Genomic DNA, 20728 nt, shown 5'->3' on the forward strand with positions numbered 1-20728 from the left:
AGCTTAAAATACTATTTTCAGAGGTTGCGATATTAACTATAAAACATAAATTAATCAAAGTTTTTGATGATGTAAAATTTAGGGAAGAAATTCAAAGATGGTGGAGTTAAGCGGGATCGAACCGCCGACCTCTTGAATGCCATTCAAGCGCTCTCCCAGCTGAGCTATAACCCCAATCGTCGAAAAGATTTTGGAATTATATCATTTTTATCTTACGAAATTTTGAAATTTGACGAAATAAAATAAAATTTTAAGCAAAAATCAGCTAAAATCTTATTTTTCAAACAAAATGCGGGAATAGCTCAGGGGTAGAGCACAACCTTGCCAAGGTTGGGGTCGCGAGTTCGAATCTCGTTTCCCGCTCCATCGGTTTTAAATTTAGGGAATTTTTGCCCGGGTGGCGGAATGGTAGACGCAAGGGACTTAAAATCCCTCGGTATTTTTTACCGTACCGGTTCAAGTCCGGTTTCGGGCACCATTGACTTTTAGGCGACATAGCCAAGTGGTAAGGCATGAGCCTGCAAAGCTTTGATCCCCGGTTCGAATCCGGGTGTCGCCTCCAAAAATTATAAGGAGAGAAAATGCGTTATTTACTAGTGCTATTATCTGCTACTTTGTTTATGGTTGGCTGTTCAAATACTTGGCGTGGAGCCAAGGAGGACACAAATAACGCCGTTGAATGGTCAAAGGAAAAAGTCAACAAAGGCGCTTCCTACGTTAAGGAAAAAACCGAATAAATTTGGCTATAATTAGCCAAAATATTTTACGGGAGATGGCTGAGCGGTCGAAAGCGGCGGTCTTGAAAACCGTTGAGGTGTGAAAGCCTCCTGGGGTTCGAATCCCTATCTCCCGGCCATTACTATGCTATAAATTAATATTTAAATCCCTATTTTATCAGTATTCTAAAACACTCAAAAAGTTTAAAAGCTCGTCTCAAAATTTAGACAAAGTCACTTTGTTGCAAAAATTTGCCGTTTTGTTATAGAAACCAGATTTATCCTACGAGCCTCCTTATGACTTCCAAGCCAATAACAAAAATCAAAAATAGACCAAACTATTACTACTTTGATACAGCTATAAACGATAGCAAGAAAACTACCGTTAAATATTGTTTGTTTGCAGAGGATTTATACGAAGCCAGACGCTTGCTTTGAAGATTAAAAATGCGGTAAATTTAATAGCTTAGGACTACGTAAATAAAAATAAAGTAATAATCTATAATTGATTCTTCATTAAGAAGCCAAATTATAAAAAAGGAAATGGCGCTAAATATCTAAATACCCCTGAATATACACGCCTTATTCAAGCTATTATGAGAAAATTTTATTGTATCAACTTTTTAGGCAGCAAGCAAATTTGTGTGCAGCCCAGCAAATCAGGTGACCATAATATCTGGAAATTAGCAGCTTTAAAACCCCAATCAATCTCACATGAAATATTATCAATGGGCGCCAAAGAGCCTAATGTTTACTTAAAATTACTAATCAAGCCTGCAAGAATTTTTAACTACATCTAAAATTGCAGTATTTAAGTAGCAGCGAACAAAACAAAGTTAGATATTACCCATTAAAACGAATCCGTATCATAAGTGGCGATAAAGTCATACCATAAAAAAGATCATTTGGTGCATTAAATTATTGCCATAACCACTGTAGATATAGCTAGAATGGCTCCATATAAGCCGAAAGTCAAAAACTCTCAAATTTTATAAAGCAGCTAAAAATATCGTAGTGCGCTTAAATTTAATACATAAAAAGCCCCGCGTCCTTTGCCTCTCCGACCTTGTCCGTTTTCACCCAAGCCGCGATATAGATGAAAAACGAAGCCACGAGCAAAAAGAAACCAAATACCGCCAAAACGCCACTCGCCCACAGCAGTTCGCCCGCAAAAAATGTGCAAACGTAGACGCGAAAAAGTCCGTTTCTAGTTAGCCTAGCAAGCTCGAAAAAGACCTTTCCCCACACGAACGCGACGTAGCCCAGCAGCAGTAGCGCTATGATAGCCACTAGCTTAGCTAGCGGATGAGCCGCGTCCGCCATATACGATGCCAGCGTCGCCGTGACGTGAGCGACGAACATCACGATCATCGCCTTGCCGTAGTTTACGTGCAGATCCTGGCTATGAGCGAGCCGGGCGACTCCGCCTAGCGCCGCGTAGGTTAGCAGTGCGGCTGATATGACGGCGAGATTGTCCGCGATCTGTAGCGCTAGCCCCCCGTAGCTAGCGATAAAGTACGCGTAGATCTTGATAACGGCCGGCACGATACCGGATGCGATACCTAGCATCCTAGCTCGGTCAAACGCCGCACTCTCTTTTAGCGCAGCCTTCGTCTCCTCGCTTCTGGTATCCTTTACCGCGCGCTTTTCGCCCTCGTCGACGACTACAAAAACGTCCCGCGCAAACGCCCCGTCAGGCCGAAACGCCACTCGCTCGCCGCCGCTAGGTCGCCCCGAGCGCACGTCCTCAAAGCTAAATTTATAGTATTTCCCGTCGTCGCCGACTATCGTCGTTTCGTTTATCGCTACGCCCTTCACCAACTCTCCTTTTTGCGTTTTTCCACCCTGTTTTAGATTAACCCGCTCGTTTGCATTTTTAGGGTACGGGTTATGCCGCCCGTCAAATTTGACGCCAAAATCCCTAATCCAGCCAAATTTTACGGTTTAGCCGCAGCTCCTCGACGATACGCAAAAAGCCGCCGATCTCGTCTTTGTAAAATCTATTTGCCCCTTTGCCCACGAGCGGACGGCGCAGATCGGGCTCGAAGTTATCGCGTCCCGTGCGGATCGCCATGCAGATCTTGTCTCTGGTCAGCACGATGTTTATAGGGCGGTGAAATCTCGTTTTTAGCAGTTTTAGATTTTCCATCAGGCTAGGCGTGAGCGCGTATCTAGCCTCGATCTGATCGGTCGTGTAGACGCGAAATAGCCGCTCAAACTCCGCGTCGTCCATCCTCGCGCGCTTGCCGCCGTAGTCCTTAAAATCATCCATCCCGCTACAAATTTGCGTGACGCCCTTTAACCGCTTAGGAAAATCGGCGACAAATAAAATCCCCGCAAAAAGCACTCTATGCGTCTCGTTTCCGCGCAAATCCTCTTTGATGCTTAGCGCCTCTACGTCGCTAAATTTGACCCGCACGCCCTCTATCTGCCCGAAGATCAGGTCGTTACCCGAGTATTTATCGATGTCAAAATCGTAAATCATATAAAGATAATCGCTCTCTACGTAGTCGCCCGGATAATACGCGAGACCGCACTCCTCTACGATACCTCTCACGACTTTTCGTTTAAATTTAAAGGTAAAGCTATCCGTGAAAATGCTCTCGAAAAAATAGTACATCGCAGCCCCGCAGACCACAAACGCGCCCGCGCTAAGAGCGGCGTTTTGCGCGGCTAGATATAGCAGCCAAGCCACCACGGCGGCGACGAAGACGCAGGTGAGCTTTAGTCTAAAAAGCGAGCGTAAAACCTTTTGCCGCTCAAGCTCTAGCAAGACCAGATCGTCCATTTTCGCTCCTGTTTTTAATCTAACGCCCTTTTTGCAAATTTGGCTATTTTACGGGCTTTCGTCTTTAAATTTACGTTTTAAACCGCTTAAATTTAAGCTCGTCGTTTGCGGGCGACGTTTCAAATTTGGATCAAATTTGCTGACTAAATTTACTGCCCGCGCAGCTTTTTATATTCAAATTTGACGAGCCGACAAAGCCCGCTTGTATTTTAGGAGCGCAGTTAAAGCACTCAAATTTAACGTCAAATTTGACTAAACGAGCGCAAATTTAGCGGTTAAAAAGCTCGTGCACGTCGTGCGGATCGTCTTGGCCCTTCGGTACCTCGAAAAATGCCGCCTTATGAAACCTCGCCCAGCTAGCGACGAGATTTGACGGAAACATCTCCACGGCGTTGTTATAATCAGTCACGGCGGCGTTGTAGGCGCGGCGCGCGGCGGAGATCTGCTCCTCGATCTCGTTTAGCGTCTTTTGCAGGTGCATGACGTTTTCGTTGGCTTTGAGCTCGGGGTAGTTCTCGACGACGACGTTTAGCTTTGAGATGAGGTTTGACAGCTCGCCGTTTAGCGCAAATCTCTGCTCGTCGCCCGCGGCCTTTTGGATGCCGCTTCTAAGCGCGGAGATGTTTTCCAGCAGCTCGCGCTCGTGCGTGATGTACTGCTTGACGGTGGCGACGAGGTTTGGGATGAGGTCAAAGCGCCTTTTTAGCTGCGTATCGACGCCTGATCTGATGTTTGAGACCTGGTTGCGCTTGCCTACTAGCGAGTTGTAGACCGAGATGACGATTAGCGCGAGGACGGCGATGATGCCTAGGACGATGTACATTTTTGCTCCTTTTTTGGGTGTGATTATAGCTAAACGGGGCTAAAATTCGTAAATTTGAGCTTGATTTTCGGCTTCTTGTCGGTTCTTGGATTGTCGCTACTGCGCGGGGTTTTGGTTGCTTACGCAGGCTGATTGCGGTTTTTGGTTGCACCAAGATTGGTGCGCATGGCCTTGCGGCGGGTGTTTTGTTGTCGCTATTTGAGGGGATTAAATTTGATTACGAAGATAAATTTAAGCGAATCAAATTTAACATTTTACCGTCAAATTTGGCTAGGTTACAAGCCGTAAATTTAACCGTAGCGCTAAAATTGAGATATTCTTGATAAAGTACAATACAAAGCGATAATTTTATAAAAGATGCGTATAGGAATTTAACGTTAAAATTTAATCCGTTGGAGTTTGAAACCAGACATCATCGTTTTATCAAAGTCGCTTAAGTCTACCCAAGGTCGGGATTTCATTTTACCGTCCAGCTACGCTTCTTTTAACTTTGCAAACAGGCCTTTGCAAACAGGCCTCTGCTTGCAGTTGCGAAGTTACAGACTTAAAGTAAAAGTCCAACGACGAAAGACTTCATCTGCCTCAACCCCTCTGAAGCACGCGTCGGCACGTCGGCCTGCGCGTATAGTGTAGTTTTTAATCATTTATTCAGCATTGTTTTATATTTATACTATTAGAATTGAGGCGTAAATTTATACAACGGAGGCACTAAAATGAACGATCTATTTATCGGCGTCGTATTCTATTTTGCTTTTATGTTTTTCGGGCTTTTTTTCTTGCTATTTGCGCTTTTTGGTATATTTCTATCCCGCTATTTTGCATTTACGTATATTTTAAATATTTCAGAAAAGAGAAAAAATTTGAGGCTAGAGTTTTAGAGCCTTAAAACTATTGTTCAAATTTACTCCAGTTGTAACGAAGCAACGTTTTCAAAAAGCCGTATCCGAGGCCAAAATCGCAAATTTAGCCTCAGATACGACCGATGAATGCTATTTAGCGGATTTTAAAATCGCCTGATAGCCCTGTTTTTTGAGCGCTTCTACGACCGTATTTTCCGCAAAATCGTCCTGGACAACGATGTCGGCCGTTTTGGCCTCCAAATTTACCTCGAATTTCTTCACGCCGTTAAGCGTATTTAGCGTCTGCGTGATGACCTCGTAGCAGCTCACGCAGGCCATATTGGGGATCTCGTAAACCAAAGTCTTGTCCGCAAATGCCGCCGCGCAAAGCGCCAGCGCTAGAGCTAGCTTTTTCATTCTTTGATACCGACTTTGTATTTTTTGGCTTGGATCGCGTGCACGATGTCCATCACGTTCACGCCGCTATCTGCGGTGATGTTTACGTCTTTGCTTTTTAGGTCAAAGCTCACTCCGGTGACGCCTTTGACGCCCTTTGCGGCATCTTCGATTTTCTTAGCGCAGCCGCCGCAGTTCATATTCGGCACGTTTAGTTCGTAGGTTTGCTCCGCAGAAACAGCACCGCAAATCGCCGCCAAAAGTAAAATTTTCTTCATCATCGCTCCTTGAAAATAATATTTGATGTGAAATTATATCACTATATTTCTTATATATTTATTATTTTTATTTATATTAAAATGTAATATGATTTACTTTTTTCTTATATTTAAAACTAAAATTTGACGTCAAATTTTAGCTGATTTAAAGCGGATGGAAAAATATTGCGGGAAAATCAAGAGGGGAATTTAGCCCGCAAAAAGCATAATTTGCAGGCTAAATTTATAAAATTTATTCTTTTGTTTTTGCCATTCTGCGGCGCATAGTCGGGTCGAGATAGCGTTTGCGCACGCGTATATTTGACGGCGTGACTTCGACTAGCTCGTCCTCCTCGATCCACTCCAGAGCGCGCTCTAGGCTGAGCTTTCTAGGCGGTACGAGCTTGATAGCGTCGTCAGAGCCACTAGCGCGTACGTTGGTTAGGTTTTTGCCTTTGATCGGGTTTACGTCCAGATCGTTTGGACGGCTGTGCTCGCCGATGATCATGCCCACGTAGGTCTTGGTTTGCGGATCGACGAAAAGGATACCGCGATCTTGCAGGTTCCAGAGGCTATACGCTAGCGTCACGCCGTTTTCCATCGACACTAGAGCGCCGTTACTGCGGTGCTCGACGCTACCTATAAGTGGACGAAACTCAAGGAAGCTGTGGTTCATGATGCCCTCGCCCTTCGTATCGGTCAAAAACTGGCTTCTAAAGCCGATGAGGCCGCGCGCAGGGATCTCAAACTCGATCCTCGTCTGTCCGTCTCCGGTCGGGTGCATAGAGACCATTTCGGCCTTTCTGCGTCCGAGCTTTTCGATCACAGTGCCGCTAAACTCGTCCGGTACGTCGCATACTAGTAGCTCAAACGGCTCGCAGCGCACGCCCTCGATCTCTTTGACGATAACTTCCGGACGTCCGAGGCAAAACTCAAAGCCCTCGCGGCGCATATTTTCGGCCAAAATCGTGATTTGTAGCTCGCCGCGTCCGCTAACCTTAAATTTACCCTCGCCGATGTTTTCGTAGCGCATCGCGATATTGGTTTTCATCTCGCTGGCTAGACGTTCGTCGAGTTTGTTTGATGTTACGTGCTTGCCCTCGGTGCCCGCCAGCGGACTATCGTTTACGCTAAATACGACGCTAAGCGTAGGTTCCTCGATCTTTAGTGGATCAAGCGGCATAGGAGAGTTTGGATCTACGACGCTATCGCCCACGTCCAGCGCCTCAAAGCCCGCTATAGCCACGATATCGCCTACCTGCGCCTCGTCTATATCGCGGCGCTCAAGACCAAGAAAGCCGATGAGTTTTGAAATCCTGCCCGTCGTTTTCGTGCCGTCGGCTTTAGCGAGCATCACGTTTTGGTTTTTAGAAATTTTACCGTTAAAGATGCGCGCGATGCCGATTTTACCGACGTAGTTGTCGTAATCAAGCGTGAAAACCTGAAGCTGCAAAGGGTTGTTTATATCGCCGCTAGGAGCCGGAACGTGAGACAAAATCGTCTCGAAAAGCGGCTGCATATTTACGTTTTCGTCGGCCAAATTTAGCTTCGCGTAGCCGTTTCTAGCCGCTGCATAAACGACGGGAAACTCTAGCTGCTCGTCGTTTGCCTCAAGCGCCACGAAAAGGTCGAAAATCTCGTTTATCACGCGATCCGGATCGGCTGCGGGTTTGTCGATTTTATTTACGACGACGATCGGGCGAAGGCCAAGCGAGAGCGCCTTCTTCACGACGAATTTAGTCTGCGGCATTACGCCTTCTTGTGCGTCTACGAGTAGCAAAACGCCGTCGACCATCTTTAGCACGCGCTCTACCTCGCCGCCAAAATCGGCGTGGCCCGGGGTGTCGATGATGTTGATCTTGGTGTCTTTGTAGCGGATCGCGGTATTTTTCGAGAGGATCGTGATGCCGCGCTCGCGCTCGATGTCGTTGCTATCCATCACACGTTCGCCGACGGCTTGGTGCTCGTTAAAAGTACCCGATTGTTTCAAAAGCTCGTCAACCATCGTAGTTTTGCCGTGATCGACGTGAGCGATGACGGCGATGTTTCGTATCTTTTCCAAAGTTTTTCTCCGTTATTAAAATAGGGCTGATTCTAGCCAAATTTTCCTTATAAAAATAATAAAGCCGTTTTGGAACGTTTCTTGCATGGCTCATGAAAGTTAAATTTAAAGGGTTTTTATGCAGACAACTCAAAACGATATTTTATCATTTGACGCAAGCATCAAAGGCGGCGTGAAAAAACAGAGCAAAAACGCGCAAAAAGGCGGCAAAGAGGACGGCGAGTTTCTCTCTATTGTGCTAGACGCGGCCGCTAAAAAGGGCGAAAATTTAAGCGAAAAAGATCTAAAAGAGATGGCAAAAGCAGTAAATTTATCCACACAAACGGCTCAAAACGGGCAAACAAAAGCACCTATCCAAAGCACGGACGTAAAAGAAATTTTAGGCGAGGAAGTAGCGGAAAATTTATTTGAAAATGCGACCTTTATGCAGCTCTTGCAAATTTTAGAGATGCTTAGCGGCGGCGAGAAAATCAGCAAATTTCCAAATTTTGAAAACCGCCTAGCCAAAGTGCTATCAAACGAAGCTACGCTAAACGAGCTAAGGGGAGCTAAAAATCTAAACGAGCTAATAGAGATCGCAAATAAGCTAAATTTGGGTCTAGAAAATATCGAAGTGACGCAGGTTCAGGCCGACGAACTAGGCGAGATGTTTCCAAGTTTGGCGAAAAAAGATTTCTTTGAGCCCGTAACTCCTAAGAAAAATTTTGCATTTAGCGAGCTAAAAAACAAGGTCGAAGAGGCCATAAACGCAAACGAGCCAGAGCCAAAAGATACGCTAAATAAGCTACTAGCCGCCGTGCAAGAAGAGCAAACAAAACCGCAAAATAAGCCTGAAGCCGCGCCTACGAAAGCGGAAAACAATACACAAAATTTAGCCCAAAACGCCAAAATTTTACGCGATGCGGTAAAAAACACAAACGAAAGCACAGATGAAAACAAGCCGATTTCGCAAGATGAAAATGAGCAAAAGCCAAACCTCAAAGCCGAAGGCGAGCTAAATTTAACCGCTGCAAAAAGCGAAAAATCGGGGCTCGGTCAAGACTCTAAAAAGGTAAATTTACAAAATTTGCTATTTCCGGAGCGCGAGAGCGCCGAGGAGCAGGTTTTAACCGAACCGCAAAGCGAAGGTAGCGAAAACAGCGAGCTAAACGCGATGGTAAAAGACGTAATCTCAAATGCCAAAGCTCAAACTAGAAATTTCCAAGCCGTGCGCGAGACGTTTGATAACTTTAGCTCAAATTTAAAAGAGCAAGTCGCGGCCTACAAATCGCCTTTTATGCGCTTTAACATCACGCTAAATCCGCTAAATTTGGGCGAAGTCGAGATCACGATGGTAAATCGCGGCAACAATCTGCACATAAATTTCAACTCAAACACGCAGACGATGAACCTCTTTTTACAAAATCAGGCCGAGTTTAAAAACAGCCTCGTAAATATGGGTTTTACCGAGCTTGAGATGAACTTTAGCGATCAAAATCAGCCTAAAAAAGAGCAAGGACAAAAGAGTTACAAAGGCTCTAAATTTAACGCCGACGACGCAGAGCAAGGCGAAGCGGCGGCGCCTCGTTTAGAGCTCGTCGTTCCGCGATACGTGTAAATTTGGAATCAAATTTGCTTGAGATATAAAAATTTAAAGGATAAAAGATGTCAAACGGACTAGAAACCAATAACTTCACGGTAAACAACCAAGCCGCCAAAAAATCGGCGGACGCCCTACAAAAGGCCGCAGGCACCAATCCAAACGCCCAGCTAGACAAGGACGCTTTTATGAAACTTCTTTTGACCGAACTTCAGTATCAAGACCCGACAAGTCCGATGGATACGGAAAAAATGCTAACTCAAACTAGCCAGCTAGCCTCGCTCGAGATGCAGGAAAATACGAACAAAATGATGCAAAAGCTAGCCGACCAGCTAAAAAACAGCACAAATATGTACGCCGTCGGAGTACTCGGCAAGATGGCTAAAATCGGCGATAGCGGCATCGTAAAAGAAGAAGGCTCAGGCGTCAAATTTGCGGGATTTTTAGAAAGCGCGGCAAAAGGCGGCACGATAAATATAAGAGATAATAGCGGCAAACTCGTAAGAACGCTGGAGTTTGGCGAAGCAAAAGCGGGCGCAAATACATTCGAGTGGGACGGCAAAGATAGCGCGGGCAACGACGCAAAAGCGGGAACCTACTCGGTAGAGATAAACTACGTAGATCTCGCGGGTAAAGCCAAAAGCGGCGGCGTAGGCAACTATCTCGTAGAGGGCGTCAAATTTATCGACGGTGTCGCACAGGTAAAGGTCGGCGGACAATACGTCAGCATCGACAAAGTCAAAGAATTTACCGAGCCGTCAAAAGGATAAATCCATGGTAAGAAGCCTATATAACGGCGTTAGCGGAGTCAGAACGCAGGGGTTTAGCATGGACGTTTGGGCGAACAACATCGCCAACATAAACAACGTCGGCTTTACCGCTTCGATACCGGAATTTAAAAGCATTTTTTATCAGACATCCTTTGCTGCGGGCAATAACCCGACCCAAGATCAAGTCGGTCTGGGCGCTACGGGTATGACGACCGCGCTTAGCTTTTACAAGCAGGGCCCGTTTATGAAAACCGATAACGTCCTAGATATGGCAATCGGCGGCAAGGGATTTTTCGGCGTAACGAACGGCTCAGGAACCTACTACACGCGCGCCGGTAGCTTTGGCGTAGATAAAGACAGATATCTCGTAACAAATCAAGGTAACTACGTCCTAGGTACGCAAAATACGCTAACGCAAGTCACTCCAAGCCAGGGCGCGATAGAGGCTTTCGGTAGAGTAAACAGCACGGCTACAGTCACGCAGGCCTACACTCTAGGTGCCGATACTACAAACCTTGACGTGGGCGACATCGGCTCCCAGGGCAAAATTCGCCTACCGGAGTTTTTATATCTGCCGACCAAACCGACGTCGAAGATTACTTTTAAAGGCAATCTCGACTCATCTTTTAAAACCGAGCCTACTACTTTGCCCGTAGACGCCGCAACCTATACGAGCAACATAGATAATGCTTCTAGAACTATAAATTTACGCGGACGAGTTACGCCTGACGCCGCGATAACTCGCCCTAGAAAAGGCGATCTCATCACCGTAACGGCAACCGACGCAAACGGCAAAACGGCTGAATTTAGCGCTCCGATCGACGAAAATGGCAACTGGAGCATAAGTCAAAAACTCGAAAGAGACTTTGATCTGACTGCGGCGCCGAATTTGACCGCTAAGATAAATACGACCAAAGAAGCGGCGAATCAGGAAAAATTCGTAACCGAGCTTTTAAACGCGGACGGCACGAAAAATACTCTAGAACTAACGCTAACAAAACGAGTACCCCAGGGCGCTAACGGTACGGTTTGGGAAGCGGCGGCAACCGTAAAAGACGCGAGCGGCGCAACGATCTCAAACGCTAACGGAGAGTTAAATTTCGACCACGAGGGCAGACTGGTTAGTACAACTCTGGCTTCGGTAGACACTAACGGCTCGCAAATCGAGCTAGACTTCGGTACTCCTGCGGCTGCGGGTCAAATTTACTCGGGCGTTACCAGTACGTCGCAAGCAAAAAGCATCTCGATCGCTCAAGACGGCGTGCGTGAGGGAATTTTAAAGGATTATTACACCAACGACTCGGGAAATATCTTGGCACAATTTACAAACGGTCAAGTCCGCTCCGTCGGCAAGGTCGCGCTCTATCACTTCCAAAACGAGCAAGGCCTTGCAAAAATGGGCGATAATATCTATTCGCAAAGCGCGAATTCCGGCGCTGCCTTTTTCTACAAAGACGCGGGCGGTAAAAGTATCTACGGCGCCAAACTAGCTAGCAGCACGCTAGAACAGTCAAACGTCGATCTGGCCCAGGCTCTAACCGAGGTCATCGTCACGCAAAAGGCCTACGACGCTAACGCCAAGAGCATAACGACTAGCAACGAAATGCTCCAGCGCGCAATCGAGCTAAAGCGCTAAATTTAACCCGCGAATTTAACGCGGGTTAAATTAACTATAGAGTTATATTAATTTCGTCATTAGTATATCCAACGTACTCTTTTTTAGTATCCACAAGTCCAGCTATAGCTATCATAATGTCGCTTGAGGCATCAAATATACGACCGTCTCCGGAGTCATAACCGTCTTTATTAATGTACACATATCGAGTATCGTTTACCTGAGCCTGCCCGACCAAACCCTTATTTTTAAAATTTTGCGTTGTATAACTTTCTTCGCTTATATTATTTATCATATCGTCATAACTATGATAAGATTTTACGCCGCCTTCCATAGTGTTTATTTTTCCTACGCCATCTATAGGTATTTTTATAGCGTTCGGAATTTTATTTATTTTTATAATCCCCTTTACATCTCTATCAAGCACTAGTATGTCGCTCTCCCAATGATATCCATTGGTCTGTTGAGTTTTATCTACAGTGTGAGTATTTGTTGAAAAATAAGGCTTTGGAGGAATATTTACGGAGTTATTTAATGAAATTTTACTTCCACTTCCGCTATAGTTTGGCATACTTTTTGGCATATCTATTATCCTAAGCATAACATCGCCGTTTGGAGAGTATATCTCTTTCTCATCATCACCAAACCATAAAAATTCTTTATATGTACTTCTAATCCCATCTTTTTCTACTACCACATAGCGCGTATTGTTTACGTCGTAATTATACGCCACTACACTTTTTGACGCGTCCACTTTTTTCTTTGAAGTTTGTTCAGTCATGGTTATATATTTTAAAAAATCTCTTTCCGTAGCATAACTATGATACTTTTCTGTCTCTGCTCTTATATCTCGCCCCTCTATGCTTATACTACGAGGAATTTTGTCTATAGTTATCATGCCTACAGCATCTTTTTTAAGTATTAAATTATCGCCATCCCATCTATATCCAAGCTCGGTTCCAGGATTATCTAATAGTTTTTTTAAATCCATAGACATATTATTTATCTCATATGAGGTAGACGATGGCTTTACTCTAGCTATGATGTCCACAAACGGCGTCAAATTATTAATGTCGGCTTTATCTACCAAACGAGACACCGCATCGGAGAGCAAAACTTTATTTTTAAATAGCTTTGCGGCATCTAAATTTGAATATTTAGGATCGTAAATAGCATTTATCATACTCGCAACCACATCTCCTTTGCTATAGCCCTTATTTAGCAAAGACGCCCAATAATTTACGCCCTCTATATCAACCTCCATACCTTTGCTAGCATAGGCTGACTTGTTTAAGGTATTCTCGTAGATAAAGTTTATAAATTTAAAATTATCTTTCAAATTTGAGCCAAAATATTTCTTAGAATCCAAAGTATCAAGCATGGCATCTGCTACATTAGCCATAGAATAGTTATAAACTTTAGAAACATTAGCCCAATAATCATTGCCGCCGCCCTCACTAACTCTTCCAAAAAGGCTTACATAAAGCGCTGATATCTCAGATCTGCTAAGTCCCATGCAAAACTCCTTAAATAAAATATTAAATGTATTGTAACAAAATATCTGGGTTATTAAGCCGTATTAGAAATTAAATTTGATAAAATCCACAAAAATTAAACTCATCCAAGGCTAAAAATTTTATGAACCGAAAAAGAATCTACAATCCAAGCTCAAACGAAAATTTGACCGATCGCCGCGTATTTAACGGCAATCCGCACGGCATTTTAAATTTCACCAAAGCAAAATATCAATGGGCGCTCAAGCTCTGGGACCTGATGGAAGCCAACACGTGGTTTCCAAAAGAGGTCGACACCACGGACGACGTACGCGACTACGCCTACAACCTCACCCAGGCCGAAAAGCGCATGTACGATCTAGTTTGGAGTCAGCTCATCTCGATGGATAGCTTTCAGACGAACAACCTAGCCGATAACATCAACCCGTACATCACCGCGCCCGAGATCAACGCCTGCCTAGCGCGCCAAGCCTACGAGGAAGCCAACCACTCCAAGTCCTATGCCGTCATGGTCGAGGCCATCTGCGACAACACCGACCTGATCTACGAGATGGAAAAGCACGACGAGGTTTTGCGCGAGAAAAACGACTACATATCAAGCGTTTACGAGGAGCTGGCGGGCGAAGTAACGGACGAAAAGCTACTGCTAGCCATGGTGGCGAATCAAATTTTAGAGGGCATTTATTTTTATAGCGGTTTTACGGCGATTTATGCGCTGGCGCGTGCGGGCAAGATGCTAGGCAGCGCACAGATGATTCGCTTTATCCAGCGCGACGAGATCACGCATCTGCTACTTTTCCAAAACATGATAAACAGCGTCCGCACCGAGCGTCCCGATCTTTTTACGCCTGAAACCGAGGCTAAAATTTACGACATGTTCGAGCGCGCGGGCGAGCTTGAGATCAAATGGGGCAAATACATCACGCAAAACCAGATCATGGGCTTTACCGACGACATCATCGAGCAATACATCCGCTACCTCATCGATCAGCGCCTAGTCGCCATCGGACTAAAACGCCGCTACAACGTCCCTCACCCGATCAAATGGGTCGATGATTTTGCTAAATTTAACGACCAGAAATCAAATTTCTTTGAAGCAAAGGTGACAAACTACAGCAAAGGAAGCATCAGTTTTGACGACTTTTAGTCCGAATTTATACCCTATCGTCCTAACGGCGCCCTCTTGTTCCCAGCGTCAAGACGAGTTGCTCGAAAAAATCGCCGCAGCACCCGAAAATTCGGTCATCCTAGCTAGCGAGCTGTGCGTGAGCGGGTATGACTTCGACGGATTTTTTAGCGGGGCAAACCGAGCAATGCTGGGCGGCTCGATCGGTAGCTTTGATGCTATACTTTTTGAAGCGCTACAAGAAGCGCTAAGCCCCGATAAATTCCTTGGGTTAACGCACCTAACGAGCCTAAACCGTGCCAAAGGGCTCGCGCAAATTTCAATCACGCAGGCACAAAAAAACGAAATTTACAACGAATTTATCCTGCTAAACAGCCAAAACGTCTTTTACACGCAAAATAAATCAAAGCTTTTTCGCCCAAATTTAGAGCACGAAATTTTTGCCGCGGGAGACGAGTCTGCGATAAAGCCGTTTGATTTTAAAGGGCTAAAAATCGGCGTTTTAATTTGCTTTGAACTAAGATTTGCCCATCTTTGGCAGCAGCTAAAGGGCTGCGACGTCATCCTAGTGCCAGCCATGTGGGGCAAGGCGCGCGAGGACGCATATCTTACGCTTTGCAAGGCTCTAGCGATTGCCAATAGCTGCTACGTCGTAGCCGCAAGCTCGCTTGATTTGGAGTTTTCTGGCGTGTTTTTACCGGGCGGCGAATTTGCAAAAGAGGTCAAATTCGACTCAAATTTGATCCTTGAAACCAAACGAAATTTGGGACTTTTATGACCGCTCTTGAAAAATCAAAATGCACAAACATGGCCGACGAGATCGGCGATATACTCACTCTGACGCCCTCGCTTTACAAGGCGCTTTGCGACACTCCGCGCGAGATCTTTGCGCCCGTCACTCGCCACGCATACAGCCTAGACGCCCAGCCAATCGGCGGCAATCAATGGATCAGCTCGCCACTCACGGTCGCCAAAATGACGCTTGCGCTTGAGGCCGAAGATATCGACAACGCCCTAGAGATCGGCTGCGGTAGCGGTTATCAGGCGGCGATTTTATCGCATTTGGCGCACAGGGTTTTTAGCGTCGAGCGCATAGAAAAGCTCGCAAGCGAAGCCAAAAAACGCTTTGAGGCACTTAAAATTCACAACGTTCACGTGCGCTTTGACGACGGAAACGTCGGCTGGAAAAGCTACGCGCCCTACGACAGGATTTTACTCTCGGCCGCAGCGCAGCAGGTGCCGCAGACGCTTTTTAACCAGCTAAAAAACGGCGGCATTTTAGTAGCTCCTATCAAAAAAGACGGCAAACAGTTTATCGTCAAATTTACAAAGGACGCTCGCGGCGAGATAACGCAAAAAGCGCTTGACGAGTGCTTATTTGTGCCACTTTTAGGCGGGATAGAGTAGCGCAGGTCGTCAAATTTGACGCCGTTATTTTATGAACTCCATTTTAAATTTGACTACGCAACCTCGCTCGCCGCGAAATTTAGCCGTACGTTAAACCTAAAACTGTATAATCATCATACAAATTCTTAGCAAAGGAGCTAAAATGGCAACAGATCGCGAGTTGGTTAATTTCTCAGAGGAGCACGAGCTAAACACGGTGCTAGCAAGACACGGCAAGGCCCAAAGCATCGCAAACCGCGAGGTACTTTGCGAGCTCGGTAAAGAGTGCAAAGAAAAACTAGGCAAAAGAGTGCTAACGCAAGACGATTTTGACGAGTTTTTAAAACCCGTTTTAAATCGCTTGGAAGATAAAAGAGCTTAAATTTCGGGGGCTTTCCCCGAAATTTCTATCCAAATTTCCAGCTTTTCCAAATACTTCTGCTACTCTCTTGTTTTCAAATTTACATCCGCACCGTCGTTTATAGCCGTCAATTTTAGACTATTTTGCGATAAGTACCGCGCGCCAAGCTTGCCTCGTTTAAATTTAACTTCAAATTTAAACGCCAAGCAACAAAAACGTACTCAAATTTACAAACCCAAAAACGGGCAAGAGCCATAAAAACCTGGCGCGGCAAATTTAACGTTAGCATAAATTCGGAGCGGCTTAAAACAAAGCACAAAGCCAAAACCGCGCCGAATTTAACCGAGCTACGCCCTAAAAATGCACCTTAAATTTCGCCCAAAAACTTCTGCCCGGCTCATAAAGCCTCGTGCCGTTCGGGATAGTCTCGTAGCCTGCGATACCGCCGCCGTAGCCGCCTTTTGAGTTATGATAGGCATATTTGGCGTCGTTTAGGTTTTCCGCCGCTAGCAAAAATTGATAATTTTTGTATTTATAGCCCGCGCTTAGCCCCAGCGTCCAAAAGCTATCGCTCTTGCCCAGGTCCATGCCGCCCACGTCGCCGTAGCCTTTTTGCGCGCGGTTTTGCGACGCGTTAGCGTAGAAGTCAGCCTTGATGAACCAGTCGGGCTTTTCTAAACCCGCGCTTAGTTTAAACGCTAGAGGCGAAACCTTAGGCAGCGCATCGCCGTCTTTTAGACCGCCCGCGTTTTTAGTCACCTTGCCATAGACGTAGGATACGCCCGCCCCTAGCCTAAACATATCGTCTAGTAGCGTAGTACCCTCTATCTCGCCGCCGTATAGCAAGGCGTCGGTATTAAAGGCGTCTGAGGACATGCCCATAGTATTATACTTTAGCATGATATAATCATCCATCTTTGAGACGAAGAAATTCGCGTTTAGTTCGTAGTTTTTATCTTTTAGCACTGCGCCAAAATCCAGCTGCGTGTTTCTTTCTTTACGCAGCGCTAAGTTCGCATCCTTGTTCGTTTCCCAGTGATCGGGCATCCTTTGCGCGTGTCCTAATCCCGCATAAAGCGTTAAATTTTGCAGATATTTTTCGTATCTAAAAAATCCTGAAAATAAATTTTCTTTCCTGCTCTTATGCGTTTTTAGCAGTTTTCTCTCGCCCGCGTCCAGCCTAAGTCCGCCAAAAAGCCCGTAGTCGTTTTCTAGGACGTATTCGTTTTGAGTGTATATCGTTTTATACGTTACCTTACGCTCTTTTACGTGCGGCTTTGATACAGCGGCATCCATTTCGGCTTTAGATACGCCGGCTCCGCCCGTTCCGGCACCCCGCCATTTAAAGGAGTCTTGCGAATAACCGGCGCCGATGAAGCTGGTTAGATTATCGAAATTTAACTCGCCTTCTAGCTTAAAGCCGTACATATCGCGTATTGGGTGACTGATGCTGTATCCCTTGCCGCGCCCCGTACCCGGCACCACCGGACGCATGGTGAAGTTGTCCATTATATGGTCGATTTGATGATAGTACGAGCTTAGTCTGATCTTGTGCTCGCCGACGTCTTGTTCAAATTTGAGCCCGAAAGATTTACGGTCAAACTGTATGCCGTCCCTCATCCTGTCGGCATACGCCGCTTCGCCCTCGCCTAGATCCGCACTTAACTGCAATGCGGTAGTTTCCGTCGGCGTTAGCGTGCCTACGAGCGAGACGCTGTTACGTTTATAGTGCGTATGCATTTTCTGTCCGCCGCCGCTTTTATAATCGCCGCTCTCGTAGTGTCCGCCGGAAACTTCTATGCTGCCCAGCTCATTGCCCGCCGCTACGTCCGCGGTAGTTTCAAACCGCTTAAAACTGCCGCCCAACACGCTTACGTTTCCTCCGAAGCTCGGTTTTGACAGCCTTGCTATCTCTCTATCGAAAAATATACCGCCGCTAATGAGTGCGCCGTATCTGACGTCTTGCGGGCCTTTTACGATGCGAACCGAGCTGTAGTTTTGCGCCGAAATGTAGGTGATGGGCGTATCCATACGCATGCCGCAGCCGCCGTTTAGTGTGCTGCCGTCGATCAGCACCGGCAGCCTAGCCGCCGTCTGCGAACGATAATAAACCTCGCTGCCGCCTCCGCCCTTACGCTCCATCGTAAAGCCGTTCAAATTTGAAAGCGATTTGGCGATATCGCTGTTTTCCAGTATCGCGCCCTTGCCGGCTATTTGGGCGTTGGTCGGCTCGTCGAGGGCTGATTTTTGCATTTTTGACGAGACGGTAACGGGACTCAAGCTTACCGCTTCCTCAGCGCTAAGCATCAAATTTGACGCCATGGCCAGCGCCAAAACGTAAGAAATTTTCATTTTCGCTCCTGCAAAATTAATATTTAATATTGAAATTGAAGCAAAAATCAACTTAAATAAAGTATGAATATTTATGTAATGTTAATTATTTTGTGTGAAATTTAGCTCAAACCGTGCTATTTTGGTCGCTTGCGTTAAGTGTGTAGAAAAGTAACTTTAACGGATTAGAATTATAAATTTAAGTAATCTCGGTTTCATCAAATTTGAGTTTAACGAAACCGAGATTAAATTTACAAAATCTCTTTTACCAGTAGCTGCGGCGTGACGAGTCCGCGAAACGAGTTTTTCGATACCGAAAAAACGAGGTCTATGCTCTCGCCCGCATGCGGCTCGCGAGTGAAGTTAAAAAACAGCGCTTCAAGGCACTTGCCGTCTTTTTGCAGGATTAGTTTTAGGTGATTTTGCTCCCTGCCGATTAGTTTTTTGTTTTTGACGATGGCGGATTTGATCTCAAAGAGCGGGCGCGGATTTTTCTGTCCGTAGGGCTCGAAATGCTCCAAAATTTCAAGCAGCTCAAAGTCCACTTCGCCCGCTTCTATCTCGCCTAACGGCTCGTCAAACGCGCTAAATTCGTGCAAATCCATCAGCATGCACGAGCTATTTATCGCGTTTTTAAACGCTTCTAAATTTGCCGGATCTATCACGATGCCTGCCGCCCCTTTGTGCCCGCCGTAGCCCGCAAGCAGCTTTTCGTGGCTAGCGATGAGCGAGAGGATGTCTAGCTTGCCCACGCTTCTAGCGCTGCCTTTGGCGCGGTTTTCGTCGATGCTAAAGACGATGGCGGGCTTTTTAAACTGCTTGGCCAGACGCGATGCGACGATGCCGATGACGCCCTCGTGCCAGCCCCTACCCCACGTCACGATGATATGCTCGTCCTCGCGCACGTCCTTTAGTGAGCACTCAAAAAGCGTGCGCTCCTCCTCCTTGCGCGAGTTGTTAAAGCTCACGATGGTGTCGAGGCACTCGCAAGCTCGGTCTAAATTTTTGGCGCGCAAAAACTCAAAAGAAACGCTCGCATCGTCCATGCGGCCCGAGGAGTTGATGAGCGGCGCGATGAGAAAGCTGATGTCGTCGCACTCGAATTTATCCTTACCGTAGAGCTGCTTTATCGCGGTAAACGCGGGCCTGCGCGAGCTGTTTAGGCGGTTTACGCCAAGCTTAACCAGGATGCGGTTTAGGTCGCGAAGCTCCATCATATCGGCGATTATCGCGATGGCTAGGAGGTCGAGAAATTTACCCATATCGTAGTTGATGCGGCACACGTCTTTTAGCGCGCCGACTAGATACCACGCGACCTGAGCGCCGCAGATTTCGACGTTTGGAAAGTGACAATCCTTTTGCTTCGGATTTATGATCGCGTAGGCCTCGGGCAGGACGTCTGGGGGCATGTGGTGATCGGTGATGATGAGATCGATGCCCTTTTGCTTGCAAATTTGAGCCGCGTCGTTTGCCGAGATGCCGTTATCTACGGTCACGATGAGGCCTGCGTCCGCGATCTCCTCGACGATTTGCGGATTTAGCCCGTAGCCGTCGCTAAAGCGATTTGGGATACGTACGAAATACTCGCTAACGCCCAAATCGTCGAAAAACTCGGCCATTATGACGCTGGCGATCACGCCGTCCACGTCGTAGTCGCCGACGATGACGATCTTTTCGTTTTGCTCGATCGCGCGTTTTATACGCTCGGCACCCTTAAATACATCCTTTAACGCATCGGGCGTAGGAATTTCTGAAAGTTTTTTGTGAATGTCCTTTTCAAATCTTTGGTTCAGTAATTCCTTTATCTTTTCCTTATTTAACATCGTTTTGACGGGCTTTTGCGTAAGCCTCGCCGTCAAATTTCGCCGCCTTGCCACCGTTTTTGCCTAAATTTTCGCTCGCCTCGGGGGTCAAATTTACCCCTGTCGCGCCGCAAAAAAGGCTAAATTTTGGTTTAAATTTCATCTTTTTCCTTCTTTTTTATTTTCTAATGCGCAAATTATAGCTTTTTGAAATTTAATTTCTTATAATTGTAAATAAAGCGGCGAATTTACGGGTCTGATGCGGGTTTAAGAGCTCTGCAGAATTGATACTCTTTACAAATTTAACATTTTAAAATAATAAACGCGGCGTAAATTTTTAAATTTAGAAGGAAAGAAATTTAG

General features: G+C 46.0%; 19 protein-coding genes and 5 tRNA genes. 13 read left to right on the forward strand and 11 right to left on the reverse strand.

Translation table 11 applies throughout. The annotated features are described in order from the left end of the window. Positions 1-98: 98 nt before the first annotated feature. A tRNA-Ala gene (locus H7R39_RS05075) sits at positions 99-174 on the reverse strand. 117 nt (positions 175-291) lie between these two features. Between H7R39_RS05075 and H7R39_RS05080 the strand changes: the two genes are divergently transcribed. The 5 genes from H7R39_RS05080 (at position 292) to H7R39_RS05100 (ending at position 856) form a co-directional block, all read left to right on the forward strand. Beyond that, positions 292-366: transfer RNA gene (locus H7R39_RS05080), tRNA-Gly, on the forward strand. Positions 367-391: 25 nt separating this feature from the next. Continuing rightward, positions 392-478, forward strand: a tRNA-Leu gene (locus tag H7R39_RS05085). A gap of 10 nt (positions 479-488) precedes the next feature. Then, positions 489-562: transfer RNA gene (locus tag H7R39_RS05090), tRNA-Cys, on the forward strand. Between the two features lie 19 nt (positions 563-581). Continuing rightward, the gene (locus H7R39_RS05095) at positions 582-737 is read left to right on the forward strand and encodes a hypothetical protein (RefSeq protein WP_163028011.1); all 156 of its coding nucleotides are present in this window, start codon (positions 582-584) and stop codon (positions 735-737) included. Between the two features lie 29 nt (positions 738-766). After that, positions 767-856: transfer RNA gene (locus H7R39_RS05100), tRNA-Ser, on the forward strand. A gap of 886 nt (positions 857-1742) precedes the next feature. On the opposite strand, the gene H7R39_RS05105 is transcribed toward H7R39_RS05100, so the two are convergent. The 3 genes from H7R39_RS05105 to H7R39_RS05115 form a co-directional block, all read right to left on the reverse strand. Then, the gene (locus tag H7R39_RS05105) at positions 1743-2534 is read right to left on the reverse strand and encodes a hypothetical protein (RefSeq protein WP_185898234.1); all 792 of its coding nucleotides are present in this window, start codon (positions 2532-2534) and stop codon (positions 1743-1745) included. A gap of 103 nt (positions 2535-2637) precedes the next feature. Then, positions 2638-3504, reverse strand: coding sequence for a DUF3137 domain-containing protein (locus H7R39_RS05110; protein ID WP_185898235.1), 867 nt, complete (start codon positions 3502-3504; stop codon positions 2638-2640). 268 nt (positions 3505-3772) lie between these two features. Further along, positions 3773-4327: a LemA family protein gene (locus H7R39_RS05115; RefSeq protein WP_185898236.1), complete on the reverse strand. Its 555-nt coding sequence runs from the start codon at positions 4325-4327 to the stop codon at positions 3773-3775. 713 nt (positions 4328-5040) lie between these two features. Here H7R39_RS05115 and H7R39_RS05120 point away from each other — a divergent pair. Beyond that, positions 5041-5205, forward strand: a complete 165-nt coding sequence (locus H7R39_RS05120) for a hypothetical protein (protein WP_185898501.1) — start codon at positions 5041-5043, stop codon at positions 5203-5205. A 111-nt stretch (positions 5206-5316) separates the two neighbouring features. Here the strand turns inward: H7R39_RS05120 and H7R39_RS05125 are convergent, their stop codons facing one another. The 3 genes from H7R39_RS05125 to typA all read right to left on the reverse strand — a co-directional run bounded on the left by H7R39_RS05125 (position 5317) and on the right by typA (position 7881). Then, a complete protein-coding gene (locus H7R39_RS05125; protein WP_009494797.1) occupies positions 5317-5583 on the reverse strand; it encodes a heavy-metal-associated domain-containing protein in 267 nt (88 codons plus the stop codon). Next, positions 5580-5840: a heavy-metal-associated domain-containing protein gene (locus H7R39_RS05130; RefSeq protein WP_185898237.1), complete on the reverse strand. Its 261-nt coding sequence runs from the start codon at positions 5838-5840 to the stop codon at positions 5580-5582. Before H7R39_RS05130 ends, H7R39_RS05125 begins: the two co-directional genes overlap by 4 nt. A gap of 232 nt (positions 5841-6072) precedes the next feature. Then, positions 6073-7881, reverse strand: coding sequence for a translational GTPase TypA (gene typA, locus H7R39_RS05135; protein WP_185898238.1), 1809 nt, complete (start codon positions 7879-7881; stop codon positions 6073-6075). A gap of 118 nt (positions 7882-7999) precedes the next feature. Between typA and fliK the strand changes: the two genes are divergently transcribed. From fliK to H7R39_RS05150, 3 genes are read left to right on the forward strand one after another with little or no spacing between them, the layout of a single operon-like run. Then, positions 8000-9478, forward strand: coding sequence for a flagellar hook-length control protein FliK (gene fliK, locus H7R39_RS05140; RefSeq protein ID WP_185898239.1), 1479 nt, complete (start codon positions 8000-8002; stop codon positions 9476-9478). A 47-nt stretch (positions 9479-9525) separates the two neighbouring features. Further along, positions 9526-10230 (forward strand): flagellar basal body rod modification protein, encoded by a 705-nt coding sequence (locus tag H7R39_RS05145; protein ID WP_185898240.1) that lies wholly within the window; start codon positions 9526-9528, stop codon positions 10228-10230. A gap of 4 nt (positions 10231-10234) precedes the next feature. Beyond that, a complete protein-coding gene (locus H7R39_RS05150; protein ID WP_185898241.1) occupies positions 10235-11866 on the forward strand; it encodes a flagellar hook-basal body complex protein in 1632 nt (543 codons plus the stop codon). 34 nt (positions 11867-11900) lie between these two features. Here the strand turns inward: H7R39_RS05150 and H7R39_RS05155 are convergent, their stop codons facing one another. Continuing rightward, a complete protein-coding gene (locus tag H7R39_RS05155; RefSeq protein WP_185898242.1) occupies positions 11901-13361 on the reverse strand; it encodes a hypothetical protein in 1461 nt (486 codons plus the stop codon). Between the two features lie 122 nt (positions 13362-13483). On the opposite strand from H7R39_RS05155, the gene H7R39_RS05160 reads away from it, so the two are divergent. The 4 genes from H7R39_RS05160 to H7R39_RS05175 all read left to right on the forward strand — a co-directional run bounded on the left by H7R39_RS05160 (position 13484) and on the right by H7R39_RS05175 (position 16253). Beyond that, positions 13484-14506 carry a ribonucleotide-diphosphate reductase subunit beta gene (locus H7R39_RS05160; RefSeq protein ID WP_002950951.1) on the forward strand — a complete coding sequence of 341 codons (1023 nt, stop codon included), beginning with the start codon at positions 13484-13486 and terminating at the stop codon, positions 14504-14506. Continuing rightward, on the forward strand, positions 14493-15263 hold the full coding sequence (locus H7R39_RS05165) for a carbon-nitrogen hydrolase family protein (protein WP_185898243.1): 771 nt from the start codon (positions 14493-14495) through the stop codon (positions 15261-15263). Before H7R39_RS05160 ends, H7R39_RS05165 begins: the two co-directional genes overlap by 14 nt. Beyond that, a complete protein-coding gene (locus H7R39_RS05170; protein ID WP_002950947.1) occupies positions 15260-15892 on the forward strand; it encodes a protein-L-isoaspartate(D-aspartate) O-methyltransferase in 633 nt (210 codons plus the stop codon). Before H7R39_RS05165 ends, H7R39_RS05170 begins: the two co-directional genes overlap by 4 nt. Before the next feature lie 142 nt (positions 15893-16034). Next, positions 16035-16253 carry a hypothetical protein gene (locus tag H7R39_RS05175; protein ID WP_185898244.1) on the forward strand — a complete coding sequence of 73 codons (219 nt, stop codon included), beginning with the start codon at positions 16035-16037 and terminating at the stop codon, positions 16251-16253. 333 nt (positions 16254-16586) lie between these two features. On the opposite strand, the gene H7R39_RS05180 is transcribed toward H7R39_RS05175, so the two are convergent. The 3 genes from H7R39_RS05180 to H7R39_RS05190 all read right to left on the reverse strand — a co-directional run bounded on the left by H7R39_RS05180 (position 16587) and on the right by H7R39_RS05190 (position 20528). Next, positions 16587-18584, reverse strand: a complete 1998-nt coding sequence (locus H7R39_RS05180) for a TonB-dependent receptor domain-containing protein (protein WP_185898245.1) — start codon at positions 18582-18584, stop codon at positions 16587-16589. 230 nt (positions 18585-18814) lie between these two features. Further along, on the reverse strand, positions 18815-20386 hold the full coding sequence (gene recJ, locus H7R39_RS05185; protein ID WP_185898493.1) for a single-stranded-DNA-specific exonuclease RecJ: 1572 nt from the start codon (positions 20384-20386) through the stop codon (positions 18815-18817). Next, positions 20376-20528, reverse strand: coding sequence for a hypothetical protein (locus H7R39_RS05190; RefSeq protein ID WP_185898246.1), 153 nt, complete (start codon positions 20526-20528; stop codon positions 20376-20378). Before H7R39_RS05190 ends, recJ begins: the two co-directional genes overlap by 11 nt. Between the last annotated feature and the right edge of the window lie 200 nt (positions 20529-20728).

This window comes from Campylobacter massiliensis (assembly GCF_014253065.1).
Classification (GTDB): Bacteria; Campylobacterota; Campylobacteria; order Campylobacterales; family Campylobacteraceae; genus Campylobacter_A; species Campylobacter_A massiliensis.